General features: G+C 72.3%; 16 protein-coding genes, 1 tRNA gene and 1 pseudogene. 7 read left to right on the forward strand and 11 right to left on the reverse strand.

Going from position 1 to position 14,124, the window contains the following annotated elements:
• Positions 1 to 228: 228 nt before the first annotated feature.
• The 3 genes from OG289_RS43115 (at position 229) to OG289_RS43125 (ending at position 3,310) form a co-directional block, all read left to right on the forward strand.
• Positions 229 to 1,233, forward strand: a complete 1,005-nt coding sequence (locus OG289_RS43115) for a LacI family DNA-binding transcriptional regulator (protein ID WP_327319448.1) — start codon at positions 229 to 231, stop codon at positions 1,231 to 1,233.
• Positions 1,234 to 1,634: 401 nt separating this feature from the next.
• Positions 1,635 to 2,051: a hypothetical protein gene (locus OG289_RS43120; RefSeq protein ID WP_327319449.1), complete on the forward strand. Its 417-nt coding sequence runs from the start codon at positions 1,635 to 1,637 to the stop codon at positions 2,049 to 2,051.
• Complete coding sequence (locus OG289_RS43125) at positions 2,045 to 3,310, forward strand: amidohydrolase family protein (RefSeq protein WP_327319450.1); 1,266 nt, start codon at positions 2,045 to 2,047, stop codon at positions 3,308 to 3,310. The genes OG289_RS43120 and OG289_RS43125 overlap by 7 nt, the downstream gene beginning before the upstream one ends.
• On the opposite strand, the gene OG289_RS43130 is transcribed toward OG289_RS43125, so the two are convergent.
• The 7 genes from OG289_RS43130 to OG289_RS43160 form a co-directional block, all read right to left on the reverse strand.
• Positions 3,298 to 4,056 (reverse strand): SDR family NAD(P)-dependent oxidoreductase, encoded by a 759-nt coding sequence (locus OG289_RS43130; RefSeq protein ID WP_327319451.1) that lies wholly within the window; start codon positions 4,054 to 4,056, stop codon positions 3,298 to 3,300. The two genes, OG289_RS43125 and OG289_RS43130, sit on opposite strands and share 13 nt — an antisense overlap.
• A 53-nt stretch (positions 4,057 to 4,109) precedes the next feature.
• A complete protein-coding gene (locus OG289_RS43135; protein WP_327319452.1) occupies positions 4,110 to 5,072 on the reverse strand; it encodes an acyl-CoA dehydrogenase family protein in 963 nt (320 codons plus the stop codon).
• Between the two features lie 2 nt (positions 5,073 to 5,074).
• On the reverse strand, positions 5,075 to 5,884 hold the full coding sequence (locus OG289_RS43140) for an enoyl-CoA hydratase/isomerase family protein (protein ID WP_327319453.1): 810 nt from the start codon (positions 5,882 to 5,884) through the stop codon (positions 5,075 to 5,077).
• A gap of 67 nt (positions 5,885 to 5,951) precedes the next feature.
• Positions 5,952 to 6,692 (reverse strand): FadR/GntR family transcriptional regulator, encoded by a 741-nt coding sequence (locus tag OG289_RS43145; RefSeq protein WP_327319454.1) that lies wholly within the window; start codon positions 6,690 to 6,692, stop codon positions 5,952 to 5,954.
• 97 nt (positions 6,693 to 6,789) lie between these two features.
• Entirely contained in the window at positions 6,790 to 6,960 is a 171-nt protein-coding gene (locus tag OG289_RS43150) for an SDR family oxidoreductase (RefSeq protein WP_327319455.1), read from the reverse strand.
• Positions 6,957 to 7,181 (reverse strand): SDR family NAD(P)-dependent oxidoreductase, encoded by a 225-nt coding sequence (locus OG289_RS43155; RefSeq protein ID WP_327319456.1) that lies wholly within the window; start codon positions 7,179 to 7,181, stop codon positions 6,957 to 6,959. Before OG289_RS43155 ends, OG289_RS43150 begins: the two co-directional genes overlap by 4 nt.
• Positions 7,182 to 7,287: 106 nt before the next feature.
• Positions 7,288 to 8,454: an acyl-CoA dehydrogenase family protein gene (locus OG289_RS43160; protein WP_327319457.1), complete on the reverse strand. Its 1,167-nt coding sequence runs from the start codon at positions 8,452 to 8,454 to the stop codon at positions 7,288 to 7,290.
• A gap of 160 nt (positions 8,455 to 8,614) precedes the next feature.
• Here OG289_RS43160 and OG289_RS43165 point away from each other — a divergent pair, with 160 nt between their 5' ends.
• Positions 8,615 to 9,811, forward strand: coding sequence for a serine hydrolase domain-containing protein (locus OG289_RS43165; protein ID WP_327319458.1), 1,197 nt, complete (start codon positions 8,615 to 8,617; stop codon positions 9,809 to 9,811).
• A gap of 13 nt (positions 9,812 to 9,824) precedes the next feature.
• On the opposite strand, the pseudogene OG289_RS43170 reads toward OG289_RS43165, so the two are convergent.
• A pseudogene (locus OG289_RS43170) lies at positions 9,825 to 10,064 on the reverse strand (SbtR family transcriptional regulator); the annotation flags it as partial.
• A 102-nt stretch (positions 10,065 to 10,166) separates the two neighbouring features.
• On the opposite strand from OG289_RS43170, the gene OG289_RS43175 reads away from it, so the two are divergent.
• A tRNA-Pro gene (locus OG289_RS43175) sits at positions 10,167 to 10,240 on the forward strand.
• A gap of 68 nt (positions 10,241 to 10,308) precedes the next feature.
• Here OG289_RS43175 and OG289_RS43180 read toward each other — a convergent pair.
• Both OG289_RS43180 and OG289_RS43185 read right to left on the reverse strand, forming a co-directional pair.
• Positions 10,309 to 10,602 (reverse strand): DUF1905 domain-containing protein, encoded by a 294-nt coding sequence (locus OG289_RS43180; RefSeq protein WP_327319459.1) that lies wholly within the window; start codon positions 10,600 to 10,602, stop codon positions 10,309 to 10,311.
• A 42-nt stretch (positions 10,603 to 10,644) separates the two neighbouring features.
• On the reverse strand, positions 10,645 to 11,328 hold the full coding sequence (locus OG289_RS43185) for a TetR/AcrR family transcriptional regulator (protein WP_327319460.1): 684 nt from the start codon (positions 11,326 to 11,328) through the stop codon (positions 10,645 to 10,647).
• A gap of 58 nt (positions 11,329 to 11,386) precedes the next feature.
• Between OG289_RS43185 and OG289_RS43190 the strand changes: the two genes are divergently transcribed.
• Positions 11,387 to 12,100 carry a class II aldolase/adducin family protein gene (locus tag OG289_RS43190; RefSeq protein ID WP_327319461.1) on the forward strand — a complete coding sequence of 238 codons (714 nt, stop codon included), beginning with the start codon at positions 11,387 to 11,389 and terminating at the stop codon, positions 12,098 to 12,100.
• Positions 12,097 to 13,026 carry a carbohydrate kinase family protein gene (locus tag OG289_RS43195; RefSeq protein WP_327319462.1) on the forward strand — a complete coding sequence of 310 codons (930 nt, stop codon included), beginning with the start codon at positions 12,097 to 12,099 and terminating at the stop codon, positions 13,024 to 13,026. Before OG289_RS43190 ends, OG289_RS43195 begins: the two co-directional genes overlap by 4 nt.
• Positions 13,027 to 13,033: 7 nt before the next feature.
• Here the strand turns inward: OG289_RS43195 and OG289_RS43200 are convergent, their stop codons facing one another.
• A complete protein-coding gene (locus OG289_RS43200) occupies positions 13,034 to 14,122 on the reverse strand; it encodes an S-(hydroxymethyl)mycothiol dehydrogenase (protein ID WP_327319463.1) in 1,089 nt (362 codons plus the stop codon).
• Positions 14,123 to 14,124: the final 2 nt, after the last annotated feature.

Consider the following 14,124-nt stretch of genomic DNA (forward strand, 5'->3'; position numbering starts at 1 on the left):
GTGGTGCGGGTGGATGGGAAAATTCTGCGTGTCGGCTGTGGAGTGACCGGAAGAGTTTGTCGAGTCGTCCCGTGAGACGGGTCTTGACGCGGGCCGGGCTGCCGCGAAGACTGGAATGACTACGTAGTCAAGCCGGTCCTCGGGAGGTCGTCGACCGGCTTGACTGCGTGGTCACCGACCCGACCGGAGCACGTCATGTCGTCGAGCAGGCCCCGTCGCGGACCCGGGATGACGGAGGTCGCCCGCGCGGCCGGCGTCTCGCAGAAGACGGTGTCGCGGGTCGTCAACGGCGAGCCGCACGTCAGCCCCGGGGTGCGCGACCGCGTCCTGCGGGTCATCCGTGAACTGGACTACCGCCCCAACACCGCCGCCCGCGCCCTCCTGCTGGGCCGCTACCGCAGGATCGGCGTCGTCTCCCTCGGCTCCGCGCTGCACGGCCCGACCTCCCTGCTCTTCGGTCTGGAGAAGGCCGTGCAACGGGCCGGGTACGCGTTCGCGCTGGCGACCACCTCCGAGGGCCGGGGGAGTGACGTCGCCGCCGAGTCGCTCCTGGAGCAGGGCGTCGACGGCGTCGTCCTCGTCGAGCCGATCGACGTCGGCAAACCGACCCGTCTGAACACCGACCTGCCGGTCGTCGGCCTGTGCGCCCCGGTCGACACGGCGGCCGGCCGCAGCGCCGTCGTCCAGGCCGACGGGGTCGCCGCAGCCCGGATGGCCACCGAGCACCTGCTCGCCCTCGGCCACCGCACCGTGTGGCACGTCCCCGGCCCGCAGGACTGGTTCAGCGCCCGCGACCGGGTACGGGGCTGGCGCGAGGCGCTGGCCGCCGCGGGCGCCCCCGAGCCGCCGCTGCCCGCCGACGGCGACTGGACCCCCGCCTCCGGATACGCGGCGGGCCGGGAGCTCGCCCGACTCCCGGACGTCACCGCGGTGTTCGCCGCCAACGACGAGATGGCGATCGGTCTGGTCCGGGCCTTCGTCGAGGTCGGCCTGACCGTGCCGCACGACGTCAGCGTGGTCGGCTTCGACGACATCCCCGCGGCGGCCTACCTCTCCCCACCGCTGACCACTCTCCGCCAGGACTTCGCAGCCGTCACCGATCATGCCGTGGCCGTCCTCACCGCGACCATCGAGAACCGGCCACCCCCGCCCCGACCGACCGGCCTGGCGGTCGAGTTGCGGGTACGGAGCTCGACGGCACCGGTACGCGCCCGCAGGACGAGGCGACGCTGACGGTCGGTCCTGCGCCTGGTTCCCTCCTCCTCTCCCTTCCCCTCTCTCTCGCCCGCCCCGCGAACGCCGCCGGCGACGCCCGCACCCACGCGGGCCCCGTACAGGTGGGCGTTCACCTTCGGAGCGCACCGCTGGAGCAGCGCCGCCGGACTCCGTGCCCACGCGCACCCGGTGATTCGTGCACCCCACCCACGGCCGCGCCGCATCGGGGACGGCGGTCGGCAGCGCGTCGAACCACCGGGAGGCGGGCCGGGGTGCGGCCGCCACTCCCCACTAGGACGCGGATTGTCGCCGGGGGCGCACCGGCTCCGGCGCCGTCGCGGTCGACCAGCGGGAACGGCGGCTCCACGACCACGGAGTGTAATGTTGCCTGACCCCCGGGGGAGAAGGGTGTTCGCCGAATGAAGAATGCCGCTCTCGAAGATCGTTGGATCGAAGATCGTTGGACGGAGACCGCGGCGCGGCGCCTCGCCCCCCTCCCCGCCGCCGTGCGCGACTTCACCGTCCTCACCGCCCTCACCGCCCTCACCGCCCTCACCGGCGTCCCCGTCGACCTGCCCACCGCCCTCTTCCCGCGGGCGCGCCCAACCGGTCTCGCCCCGCCCGGCCGCACCTCGGCGGGCGGCTCCTGGCGACCGCTCGCCACCGCCGACGGCTGGGCCGCCGTCAGCCTGGCCCGCCCCGACGGCACGGCGGCGCCGCACGCCGAGCCGGCCCTCCTCGGGGCTGCGGGCGCCGACCGGGCGTCGGGGGCGCGGGGCACGCTCACGGTCGTCCGTGTCTCGGCACGCGCTCGCGCCCGGGTGCGGCCGTGCTGATCCGGGACGTGGAGGTGGCGGGCCGGGGGCGGGTCGACGTGCGCGTCGAGGGCGGGCGGGTGGTGGGGATCGGACGGCGACTGGCCGGGCCGGTCGACGTGGACGGGCGGGGCGCCGCACTGCTGCCGGGTCTGCACGACCACCACGTACATCTGGCCGCCCTGGCTGCCGAGGCGGCCTCGGTACGGGTCGGTCCCGCCGACGTGCGAGGCCGCGCGGGGCTTGCGGCGGCGTTGCGCGGCGGCGCCCCGGGGGAGTGGGTGCGGGCCGTCGGCTACCACGAGAGCGTCGCCGGGGAGCTCGACCGGTGGGTGCTGGACGCCGTGGCCGCCGACCGCCCGGTGCGCGTCCAGCATCGGAGCGGCGCGATGTGGTTCCTGAACAGCGCCGCACTGCGCGCGACGGGGCTCGACGGGCACGATGACGGCGACGGCGACGGGCGTTTCTGGCGGGAGGACGAGCGGTTGCGGCATCTCGTCCCCCGCGTACACCTCGATCTGGAAGGGGTCGGGCGGCGCGCGGCCCGGCTCGGGGTCACCGGATTCACCAACGCCGACCCCCACCCCGGGCACGGCCTGACCCAGGCCCTGTCGGTGCTGCCCCAGCGGCTCGTCGTGATGGGCGTCGACCCGCCGGTGAAGCTCATGCTCGACGATCCGGCCCTCCCCACCCCGGCCGAACTCGCCGCCACCGTCGCCCGGTTGCGCCCCCGGCCGGTCGCCGTCCACTGTGTGACCCGGGTGCAGCTGCTCGTGACCCTGCTCGCCCTGGACGAGGCAGGCCCGGTCGCCGGCGACCGGATCGAGCACGGGGCCGTCGTCCCGGCGGAGACGGTCGACTGGATCCGGCGGCTCGGTGTGACCGTGGTGACCCAGCCGCACTTCCCCGTGGAACGCGCGCAGGCCTACGCCACCGACGTCCACCCCGACGACCGGCCGCACCTGTACCGCTGCCGGAGTCTGGCCGACGCGGGCGTCCCGGTCGCCGCGGGCACGGACGCGCCGTACGGCACCCATGACCCGTGGGCGGTGATGCGGGCCGCGGTGGAGCGGGACGACGGGGAGGCCGTCACCCCCGAGGCCGCGCTGAAGATGTTCCTCGGCCGCCCGGAACAGCCCGCGGACATACGGAGGCTGGAGATCGGCGCCGTCGCCGACCTGTGTCTGCTCCACGTCCCCCTGCGTGAGGCGCTGGACGTGCTGTCGGCGGACGTCGTGCGGGCCGCCTACGTCGGGGGCCGTCCGCTTCACACGCTGTAGCCGCCGTCCACCCCCAGCGACTGTCCCGTGATGAACCCGGCCCGGTCCGAGGCGAGGAAGGACACCGCTTCCGCGATGTCCGCCGCCTCCCCGAACCGGCGCAGCGGGATGTTGCGCCGGGTGACGGCGAGGGCCTCGTCGTTCAGCTCGCCCGAATCGATCAGCCGGCCCGCGATGCCGTCGGTGAGCATGCCGGGCGCGACACAGTTGACGCGGACCCCGTAGCGTCCCTCCTCGGCGGCCAGGGCGCGGGCGACCGCCTCGACGGCTCCCTTCGCGCCCGAGGAGAGCCCGTCGCGCACCGGGAAGCGCCGGGTGGCGACGGTGGTGACCGCGACGATGCCGCCCCGGCTCCGGCGCAGGACGGGCAGCGCGGGATGCGCGAGGTTGAAGAACGCCACGGCGTCCGCCTCGAGTTGGGCCCGGTACTCGGCAGGCGACACCCGGCTCAGATGCCGCATCGGCACATGCGGACCGGCCGCGTACACGAGTGTGTGGATGCCGCCGTACGCCTCGGCGCTCGCGGTCACCGCCCGGGCCGTGGCCGCCTCGTCGGTCAGGTCCAGCGCGAGCGGCACGGCTCCCTTCACCTCGTCGGCGAGGGCCTGCGCCGCCTCCCGCCGGGCCCGGTAGGTGAACACCGCCGCGCTGCCGCGTGCCGCCAGCGTCCGTACGATCGCGGAGCCGATGCCGCCCGTTCCCCCCGCGACGAACGCGACACCGGGCCGACCCGAGAAGTCCTCCATGCCGCACCGTCCTCCATGCCGCACCGTCCTCCCTGTCTCGCCGTCCCCATGTCTCACAACCCCAAGGACTTGGCGATGACGACCTTCATGACCTCGCTCGTCCCGGCGTAGATACGGGTGATGCGCGCGTCCGCGTACAGCCGGGCGATCGGGTACTCCAGCATGTAGCCGTATCCGCCGAAGAGTTGAAGACACCGGTCGACGGCGCGGGCCTGGGTCTCGGTGCAGAAGAGTTTGACCTTCGCCGCGTCGGCGCCGGACAGCCGCCCGTCGACGAGTTCGAGGACGGCGCGGTCGAGCATGGTCTGAGCCGCTTCCAACTCCGCTGCCACGGAGGCCAGTTCGAACTTCGTGTTCTGGAAGGAGGCGACCGTCCGCCCGAACGCCTTCCGCTCCTTCACGTACCCGATCGTCGTGTCGAGCGCCGCCCGCGTCTGCGCCACCGACCCCACCGCGACGGTGATCCGTTCCTGCGGCAGGTTGTGGCCCAGGTAGCCGAAGGCGGCACCCTCCTCGCCGAGCCGGTTGGCGACCGGCACCCGTACGTCGTCGAAGGCCGGCTCCACGGTGTCCTGCGTCTTGATGCCCAACTTGTCCAGCACCCTGCCGCGCGTGAACCCGGGCATGCCGTCCTCCACCACCAGCAGGGTGAGGCCCGCGCGCCGGTCGCCGGGGTCGGCGGAAGGGAAGCGCAGGTCGGGCGCGAGGGCGATCGTGGGTGTGCCGTCCAGGACCTGCCCGCCCACCAGGCGGATCAGCTCGGGCGCCAGCAGGATCGTACCCATCAGGGACGTGGTCAGCGGCTGGGCGCCGTGCTCCTCGGCGAGCAGCGCGCACTCCCGGACGGTGGCGACCGGCCGCGCCGTGGCGCGCAGTCCGTTAAGGCCCGGTTCGGCGAGCGCCTCCTGCGCCGCCGTGCGGGCCGTGGGTTTCACGTCGTCGGCCGAGCCCATCCGGTGCCGTGTCGCGAAGGACCGCAGCAGCTCGCGGACCAGCAGGAACTCCTCTGTCTCCACGCTCAGTCCTCCTCGTTTGCCGCCCGGCGGGCGCTCCGGCGGCCGGCCCGGGAGGCGAGCTCCTCGACGATGCGGATGTGGTCCGGGCTCGTCATCGTGGCCCGCTCCGCCAGCAGCGCGGCCTCCATGCCGCCGCGCGAGACCTGCTCGACCACCGCGGCCAGTGCCGCCTTCGTCGCGCGCAGGGCCTCGGCGGGCTGCGCGGCGAGCCGGCGGGCCAGGGCCAGCGCCTCGTCCATCAGACGATCGCTCGCCACCACCCGGTTGGCCAGCCCCAGTTCGACCGCTGTCGCGGCCGGGATACGGTCCCCGGTGAAGAGGTACTCCTTCACCCGCAGCAGGCTGGTCAGCAGCGGCCACAGGGTCACCCCGCCGTCGCCCGCGACCAGGCCGACCGACACATGCGGGTCGGCCAGACAGGCGTCCTCGGCCATCAGCACCAGGTCGCAGCCCAGCGCCAGGGAGCAACCCAGGCCCACCGCCGGTCCGTTGACCGCCGCGACGACCGGCAGCGGGAAGCGGATCAGCTCGGTCTGGATGGTCCGGTCCAGGCGGATCGACCGCTCCCGCAGCTCCGGATCGGTGTGGTGGCGGCGCAGGTGATCGAAGTCGCCGCCCGCGCTGAACGCCCGGCCCGCGCCGGTGAGGACGACGGCCCGCGCCCCGGTGTCCTCCGCGAGCTCGCGCCACACCTCGGAGAGCCTGCGGTGCAGGTCCGCGGAGACGCCGTTCAGTCGGTCGGGGCGGTTCAGCGTGACGATACGGATGTCGCCGTCGGCAGCCACGGTCAGTACGGGACGCACCTCGCTCATACCCGGATGGTATTAAAGGTCAGACCGAAACTGTCAATGGTGTTGCACATATTTGAGAATCACATTCTCAGATCGACGTGCGGTGATCCACCTCGGCCGCCGCCTGCGCGAAACCGCACACATGACGAGTCATCCGCCGTGCGGCCGCCGCCTCGTCGCCGGCTCTGATCGCGTCGGTGATCCGGGCGTGGGCGCGAGCGGTCAGCTCACGGATGTCGGCGTCCATGAACCGCTCCAGGTTCGTGGCCGCGTGGATCGACCGGGAGAGCGCGCTCAGGAAACCGATGAGCAGCTCGTTTCCGCCTGCCTGCGCCACCACCGTGTGCCAGCGCACGTTGGCGCGCAGGAACCGCTGGACGTCCTCACCTGCCCCGACCAACTCCGCGTGGGCCGCGTCGAGTTCCGCCAGATCCCGGTCGGTGCGGCGCCGCGCCGCCAGTGCGGCGCACGCCGGTTCGATCGCCTCGCGCGTCTCGTGCAGCGCCTCCAGACGGATGCGCTGTCCCCGGATCACCAGCTGCACGGTGTTCGCCAGGGACTCCCGCCCCGGCCGGTGCACGAAGGCCCCGCCCCCGCGCCCCGGCCGGATCTCCAGCAGCCCCTCGACCTCCAGAATGCGCAGCGCCTCCCGCACGGTCGCCCGGCTCAGACCCGTCTGCTCCACCAGCTGCCGCTCCGCAGGGAGCGCCGTACCCTCACCGAACTCCCCGGACAGGATCCTCTCCCGCACCTCTGCCGCGAGCACGTCCGACGCCTTCGGGACGGTCAGCGTCTCGAAACGGGGGGCGGGCTGCTCGGAGCGCGGCACGGGACGGGCCTCTCGTCAGGGCGTCGAATTCTGGCGGAACGGCGATTTCGGTGTTTCGGCCGAACCATTCAATACGCCGCCTCCGCCGACTGTCACATCACCATGCCGCCGTCCACCGGCAGCATCTGCCCGTGACGAAGGACGCCGCCTCGGAGGCCAGGAACACGAACGCCGCCGCGACCTCCGCAGGCTCCGGCCGGCGTCCGAGCGGGATCCGGGCCGGCATCCGCGGTGCGAACTTCTCGTTCGCGCGGATGGTCTCGGTCATCGTGGTCGCGGCCGGCGGGGCGAGAGCGCTGACGAGGATGTTCCTGCGGGCCGGTTCGCGGCCAGGGACTCGGTCAGGCCGACGATCCCCGCCTTCGCGGCCGAGTGGTCGACCTGGCCGAGCGTGCCGACCAGGCCGGCGGACGACGTGACGTTGATGATCCTGCCCCGGCCGTCCTCCGGCAGGAACGGCAGCGCCGCCCGCGCGAGCGCCTCGGCCACGGCGGAACCGATACCGCCCGCGGCGCCGGTGACCGGCGCCGGTGACCGGCGCCGGTGACCGGCGCCGAGCGTCCCGCGAGATCGAACAGTGCAGCCCCGCTGCTCATCAGTAACTCCTCGGCAGTCCCAGTGTGTGTGAACCCAGGTAGTTCAGGACCATCTCCTGGCTGACCGGCGCGATCCGCATCAGCCGGGCCTCGCGGAAGAGGCGGGCCACGGGGTACTCCTCGGAGTAGCCCATGCCGCCGTGGGTCTGCAGGGCCCGGTCGGCTGCGGTGAACCCGGCGTCCGCGCACAGGTACTTGGCGGTGTTCGCCTCCCGCCCGCAGGGCCGGCCGTTGTCGTACAGCCAGGTCGCCTTGCGCAGCACCAGCTCGGCCGCGTCCAGCCGGGCGAGCGCGTCGGCCAGCGGGAACTGCACGCCCTGGTTCATCCCGATGGGCCGTCCGAACACCACCCGGTCGCGGCCGTACCGCACGGCCCGCTCCAGCGCGACGCGCCCGATGCCGAGTGCCTCCGCCGCGATCAGCATGCGTTCCGGGTTGAGCCCGTCGAGCAGATACCGGAACCCCTGCCCCTCCTCGCCGACCCGGTCCTCGACGGGGACCCGCAGGTCGTCGATGAACAACTCGTTCGAGGTGACGGCGTTGCGGCCCATCTTCGGGATGGGCCGGATGTCGACGTGGTCGCGGTCCAGGTCGGTGAGGAACAGCGTCATCCCGTCGGTGCGCCTGTCCACCTCGTCGAGCCTGGACGTCCGGGTCAGCAGCAGGATCTTCTCCGACTCCAGCGCCTTGGAGATCCACACCTTGCGCCCGCTGACCACGTAGTGGTCGCCCTCCCGGCGCGCGTACGTCGTGATGCTCGTGGTGTCGAGTCCGGCGCCGGGCTCGGTCACACCGAAGCACACGTGCAGGTCGCCGGTGGCGATGCGCGGCAGGGTGCGCCGCTTGAGCTCCTCGCAACCGTGCACCACCACCGGATGCATACCGAAGATCGACATGTGGATCGCGCTGGCGGCGTTCATCCCGCCGCCGGAGCGCGCGACCTCCTCCAGCAGCAGCGCGGCCTCGGTGATGCCGAGGCCGTGGCCGCCGTACGCCTCGGGGATCGTGACGCCCAGCCAGCCGCCGCCCGCGACGGCGGCGTAGAACTCCTCGGGGAACGCGCGGTCGCGGTCCTTCTCCATCCAGTACCGGTCGTCGAAGTCCTTCAGGAGCCCGGCGACGGCCTTGCGGATCGTGTTCTGGTCCTCGGTCAGCTCGAAGTCCACGGCGGGGACACCCCTCTACCGGATGCGACGCGATGTGTGAAACATATCAAAGGTCAGACCAAAGCAGCTTTCATGTCAACTCCTCCGTACGGGTTCCGGGGCGGCGGTGTCCGGAGTGTTGGCGCCGGAGCCGGTGTGACGATCAGCCCATAGTGCGCGTATGACGCGTACCCGTACGGCGCTGCTGTGCGCCGCCGCCCTCCTCGCCACGAGCTTCCAGACGGTGGCGGCGAGCGCGGTCCCCGAAGGCCACGACCAGGCGTGCGCCGCCACCCGGAAACCCAAGGGGCAGGCCCGCCAGGTCCTCGACATCGTCCGCCGGGCCAAGAAGGACCTCGATCTCAAGGCCGCCCTCGTCAAGGTCACCGTCGACGGGCGTGAACTCGTCACCGGCGCGGTCGGCGAGTCGCTCACGGACGTGCCCGCCACCCCCGCCATGCACTTCCGCACCGGTTCGGTCGGCATCGCCTTCATGGGCACCGTCCTGCTCCAACTGGTCGACGAGGGCAAGGCGGACCTCGACGACCCCGTCTCGCGCTGGCTGCCCGACCTGCCGCACGGCGACGAGATCACCCTGCGCATGCTCGGCGACTCGACCTCGGGCCTGCACGACTACGTCACCGACCCGGTCTTCCTGAAGAAGCTCTACGCCGACCCGTGGCAGCACTGGACACCGGAGGAGGTCGTCGGGATCTCCCTGAGCCACCCCCTCTGGTACGAGCCCGGCACCAACTGGAGCTACTCGCACGCCAACTTCGTCCTCCTGGGCCGCGCCCTGGAGAAGATCACCGGCACCCCGCTCGACCGCCTCCTGTGGAAGCGGGTCATGGATCCGCTCGGCCTGCGCAACACGCGCAACAACGACACCGCGCTCATCCCGCCGCCCGTCCTGCACGCCTACGACGACGAACGCGGCACCTACGAGGAGTCCACCTACTTCAACCCGTCCTGGACCACGGCCCCCGGCGCGGTCCTGACCCAGGACATCTGCGACCTCGCCCGCTCCGGGCAGGCCGTCGGCTCGGGCGAACTGCTCTCACCGGCCGCCTTCCGCACGCAGCTGAACCCGGGCACGGTCGGCCTGGGGCACCCGACGGACACCTGTCCCGCCACCGTCTGCCTGCCGATGACCAAGGCCTTCCACTTCGGCGTCGGCGTCGTCGTCAAGAACGGCTGGGTGGTGCAGAACCCGTCCTTCTTCGGCTACGCGGCCGTGATGGCGTACGAGCCGCACGAGCGTCTGTCCATCGCGGTCTCGACGACCGTGGGCCCGAACGCCCCTGCCGGCAACACCTCTCAGACGATCGTCGAGCGGATCGCGGCCCTGCTGGACCCCGACCACCCGCTCGCGGGCTGACCGGGGTGTCTCGGCGCCCGGCGCGCACCCCGTCCGGGGCGATGGCCAGGACGCGGTCGCCCTGGGCGTCGTCCACGAAGGCGGTCGCCGTGACACCGGCGACCAGGCGCGGCAGATCACCGAAGTCCATGTCGGTGCGGGCGACGCCGGACTGCCGCGCCCGCGCGAACAGCGGGCCGCCGGCCCCGTGCAGCGACGCGCGGCAGGCCTGGAAGAACTCCGACTCGCCCTCCAGCGCCTCGCGCACCACCCGCCCGTCGGCCCCGGCCGCCCACCAGGCGTCGACCGCCGCACCCGCCCCCGTGCGGTAAGGTTTACCTGCGCGTTCCCGCAGCTCACCGCCGCGGAAACGCCTCGGGACGTGGCGCAGCTTGGTAGCGCACTTGACTGGGGGTCAAGGGGTCGCAGGTTCAAATCCTGTCGTCCCGACAGCGAGATGCCGAAGGGCATCGCAAACCCCCGAACCCACGGGTTCGGGGGTTTCGTCGTCCGAACCGTCAGGCGGACAGCCGCACGGCCATCCGCACGGTCACGTCGTCCCCTTCGGTCAGGCCCTGCGGCCTCCGCACGGCGACCTTGAGCGGCAGCAGGTAGCCGCCGTCCTTCGGGAAGAGGGACGTCTCGAACACGGTCTCGCCGATCCGGGCCTCCACCGGGATCACGCCCCAGCCGTACGTGGCCATCGCGGCCACCTCCTGGATGTCGGCGGCTTCCTGGCCCGGTACCCGGACGAAGTAGTAGGGCGCCGGCCCGCGCCATTCGATCACCCGGCCGGTGAAGGCGAGCTCCATGGGTTCAGTCCTGTGGGGTGAGGTCGCTGTCGGTCATGACGGTCAGCCTAGGGCCTTACCGTCGTACCGAGGGCCGTCGTCATGCCGGTAGCGAGCCACGACGTCCGTCAGGTAACCACGCAGCATGGCCTTGGCCTCCTCGAGGAGGTCCGTGTCGCCCTCCGGGGCGCGGCGGAAGGCCTCCTGCGCGAGTGCGTCGGCGGCCAGGATCGCGGCGTGGCAGGCCCGCGCGAGTGCCTCGTCGTCGCCCGCGACGCCCAGCGCGAGCAGGACCCGGCGGATCCCGTCGGCCATCCGGCGCTTGTGCTCGCGGTCCGCCGCCCGGGTCCGCTCGGTCAGTCCGCTGCCGAACCACAGGGCACGGAAGCCGTGTTCGGTGCGGTAGACGTCGGCGTACGTGTCGATCAGGACGCCCACGGGATCGTCCCACCGCTCCCGGGGCGCGGTCCGCACCAGGTCGTCCATGACGGCTTCCAGGCGGGCGAAGTAGCCCGCCGCCAGTGCCTCGATGATCGCGCCGCGGTCGGGGAGGTACTGGTACAGCGACCCGACCGACACCTTCGCCTCGGCCGCGACCCGCGTCGTGGTGAGCGCCTCGACGCCCTCGCCGACCAGGATGCGCTCGGCGGCCTCCAGCACCAGTGCCAGACGTGCCCTGCTGCGCGCCTGCCGGGGAGTGCGGCGCAGGGGAGTGCCGCCGTCGGGGCCCGCGGTCGCCTGGACCAAGGGACTGCCTCCAAACCTGAACGTGACTTTGTTTCATGTTTAGGCTACCTTCACGCCCATGACCGCCTCAAGCTCGGCGCTGAGTCAGGAGCGGGCCGCCGTGGCGGACGCCTGCCGGCGCCTGGGGGCCGCAGGCCTCCTCATCGGCACGGCCGGGAACGTGAGCATGCGCGTCGAGGACCGGGTCGCGATCACCGCGACCGGAGCGGTCCTCGCCCGGCTCACCCCGGACCAGGTGACCGTGGTCGACCTCGACGGAGACGTCGTGGCCGGAACCCTGCGGCCGACCTCGGAACTGGAACTCCACCTCGGCGTCTACCGCCGCTACGGCACCGGCGCGGTCGTCCACACGCACGCTCCGATGGCCACCGCCGTCTCCTGCGTCATCGACGAACTTCCCTGTATCCACTATCAGTTGCTCGCCCTCGGCGGCACGGTGCGGGTCGCGCCGTACGCCACCTTCGGCACCCGCGAACTCGCCGAGTCGGTACTCGCCGCGCTGGACGGCCGCAGCGCCGCCCTGATGGCGAACCATGGCGCGCTCACCCACGCGACGACCCTCGACAAGGCCGTGGAGAACGCCCTGCTCCTCGAATGGGCCTGCGGGGTCTACCAGCGCGCGGCCGCCATGGGCCGCCCCCGCTTCCTCGACGACCAGCAGCAGCTCGCGGTGATCGAGGCGGCGATCGCCCGCGACTACGGCAGCACCCACCCCGTACCGCCTGTACCACCCGCGCAGGAGGAAGAGCCGATGAAGGGGGAGAACCGATGAAGGTCTTCACGATGGGCGTGCACGTGCTGGACGTACTGGTGCGGCCCGTGGAGGAGATACCCGAGGGGCAGGGGGCGACGCTCGTCGAGGACATTCGGATGACCGCCGCCGGGACCGCCGGCGGCACCGCCCTCACCCTCGCCAAGCTGGGCGCCCAGGTGCGCAGCGCCGGCGCCATCGGCTCCGACCCGACGGGCGACATGCTGGTGCAACTGCTCGAAAGGGCAGGCATCGACACCGAGTTCCTCGTCCGCCGCACCGACACCGCCACCTCCGCGAGCGTCCTGCCGATCCGGCCCAACGGCGACCGCCCCTCGCTGCACCTCCTCGGGGCGAACATCACCTACGGCCTCGACGACGTCCCCTGGGACGCCCTCGCCGAGGCCACCCACCTGCACCTGGGCGGACCGGAGTTGATCGGCGTCGACGTCGCGACGCGCATCCTGTCGTACGTCAAGGAACACGGTGTCGTCACCTCCGTGGACCTGCTCGCCCCCGGCGTCCTCGGCAGCTTCGAGCAGATCGAGGCGGCTCTGCCGTACATCGACCATCTGCTGCCCAACGAGGACCAGGTGCTCGGCTTCACCGGCGAGGACGACCTGCTGACGGGCGCGCGCAAGCTCCTGGACGCCGGGGCGGGCGTCGTCGCCGTCACGCGCGGCGGCGAGGGCGCGCTCGTGGTGACGGCCGACGGCGCGGAACCGGTTCCCGCCTTCGTCGTCGACGTCGTCGACACCACCGGGTGCGGCGACGCGTTCTCGGCGGGCTACCTGCGGGGCGTCGGTCTGGGCCGGGCGCCGAGCGACGCCGCCGTTCTCGGCAGCGCCGCCGCCGCTCTCGTCGCGCAGGGGCTCGGCAGCGACCACGGCGACTTCGACCTCACGGCCGCCGACACCTTCGCCGCAACGGCCAAGCCCCGCACATGAGTTGACGTCACAGGAGCACCACGGAGCGCAGGACGTCTCCGTGGTGCATCCGCTCGAACGCCTTCTCCACCTCGTCCAGTCGGATGGTCTCGGTGACGAACGCCTCCAGGTCCAGGCGGCCCTGCAGATGCAGGTCGATCAGCATCGGGAAGTCACGCGAGGGCAGACAGTCGCCGTACCAGGACGACTTCAGCGCCCCGCCCCGTCCGAAGACGTCCAGCAGCGGCAGTTCCAGCTTCATCTCCGGGGTCGGCACCCCCACCAGGACCACCGTCCCGGCCAGGTCACGGGCGTAGAACGCCTGCCGGTACGTCTCCGGGCGGCCGACCGCCTCGATCACGACATCGGCACCGAACCCGCCGGTCAGCTCGCGGATCGCCTCCACCGGGTCCGACTCGCGCGAGTTGACCGTGTGCGTGGCACCCATCGAGCGGGCCGTCTCCAGCTTGCGGTCGTCGATGTCCACCGCGATGATCTTCGCCGCACCCGCCAGGTTCGACCCCGCGATCGCCGCGTCCCCCACCCCGCCACACCCGATGACCGCCACCGTGTCACCCCGGCCGACGTTGCCGGTGTTGATCGCCGCCCCGATCCCCGCCATCACGCCACAGCCCAGCAGCCCCGCCACCGCGGCCGACACCGACGCGTCGACCTTCGTGCACTGACCCGCCGCCACCAGCGTCTTCTCCGCGAACGCCCCGATACCCAGGGCCGGGGACAGCTCCTGGCCCGTCGAGGCGAGGGTCATCCTCTGCTTGGCGTTGTGGGTGTCGAAGCAGTACCAGGGCCGCCCCCGCAGACACGCCCGGCACTGCCCGCACACCGCACGCCAGTTCAGGATCACGAAGTCCCCGGGCGCCACGTCCGTGACGCCGTCCCCGACGGACTCCACCACACCCGCCGCCTCATGCCCCAGCAGGAACGGAAACTCGTCGTTGATCCCGCCCTGCTTGTAGTGCAGGTCGGTGTGACAGACCCCGCAGGCCTGGATCCTCACCACCGCCTCACCGGGCCCGGGATCGGGGATCACGATCGTCTCCACCCGCACCGGCTCGTCCTTGCCCGGTGCGACGACACCGCGAACTTCCTGTGTCATGA

This window comes from Streptomyces sp. NBC_01235 (genome assembly GCF_035989285.1).
In the GTDB taxonomy this organism is placed as follows: domain Bacteria; phylum Actinomycetota; class Actinomycetes; order Streptomycetales; family Streptomycetaceae; genus Streptomyces.